The 894-nt window shown below is 65.2% G+C and carries 3 protein-coding genes; all 3 read right to left on the bottom strand.

Features of this window, described 5'->3' with window-relative positions:
• Positions 1–316, bottom strand: a 316-nt coding sequence (locus ACFSCV_RS19145) for a transglutaminase N-terminal domain-containing protein (protein WP_378801176.1), incomplete at its 3' end; no start/stop codon positions are given.
• Positions 317–381: 65 nt separating this feature from the next.
• Entirely contained in the window at positions 382–564 is a 183-nt protein-coding gene (locus ACFSCV_RS19140) for a hypothetical protein (RefSeq protein WP_271198882.1), read from the bottom strand.
• The coding region (locus tag ACFSCV_RS19135; protein WP_378801175.1) for a hypothetical protein at positions 561–894 on the bottom strand (334 nt) is incomplete at its 5' end. The genes ACFSCV_RS19140 and ACFSCV_RS19135, both read right to left, overlap by 4 nt.

Below are 894 nucleotides of genomic sequence, written 5' to 3'. Positions count from 1 at the left end.
CCGAATAGGGAAACGGATACTGGATCGCCGACGCCGCGACGTCGAAGACCGGCCATGCCGGCGCGTCGAGTTCGATCTTGGCGACGCTCTCGATCGTCAGGAGATCGGTCGCGTCCACGAAGGTCGCGATCGCTACGGCGTTGCCGAACACGTCGTAGCTCCAGGACAGCGACGCCGCGGGCGTGATCGAAACGTCGGTCGACAGCAGCCTGAGCTCGCGGCTCTCGCGTGGGCGGATGACGATCCGGTGCGCATTAAGGCGCACAGGGCTGCGATATCGGTACGCCGTCCGGTGCCGGATCGTGATCTCGTCCAATGCGGTCTCCTGCGCTTGCGCCGCGGAACGCACGCCTGCGATCGATCGGCCATGCGATGTCCGGCTCAGGCGTTTCCAGCTCGCGGGTCGTCGGCGAGAAGTTCGTTCTGGACGCTGACGAGCTTTCGCAGCGTCTCGATCATTCTGGCGGCGTCCTGCAGCAATCGCGCGGTCTCGTCCGGCGTCAGGTCGTCCGTCATGACGGCCGCTGCGCGAAGCACGTCGACGAGATCGGGCGTCGGCTTCACTCGTCGAACTCCGCCGGCGTCCGTCCCGCGCGAAACAGCACCACCGGATTTTCGTCCGCCTGCTCCGTATCGACGTCATAGCCTTGGCTAAGCGCGACGACGCCGGCGAAGCGGCTTTCCGCTCGTTCGGCGCGGCTCTTGGCCTCCGCGGCGGTGTTGAATTTCATTGGGGTTTCGGCCCGCAACTTGCCGCGCTTGTCAGCGCTCCAAGTCAGCACGATGTGGATTGTCTCGGTCGCCATGCGCCGGGATAGCAGCGCCCGAGACGCCTGTCGCGTGGCGGTTGGCAGTAAGCCGATTATTCCGGATCGATCGAGCAGAACGGAACTC

The organism is Methylopila henanensis (assembly GCF_042681025.1).
GTDB lineage: Bacteria > Pseudomonadota > Alphaproteobacteria > Rhizobiales > Methylopilaceae > Methylopila > Methylopila henanensis.
The sequence above is the reverse complement of the archived record's forward strand: the minus strand, read 5'-3'. Positions and strand labels throughout refer to the sequence as shown.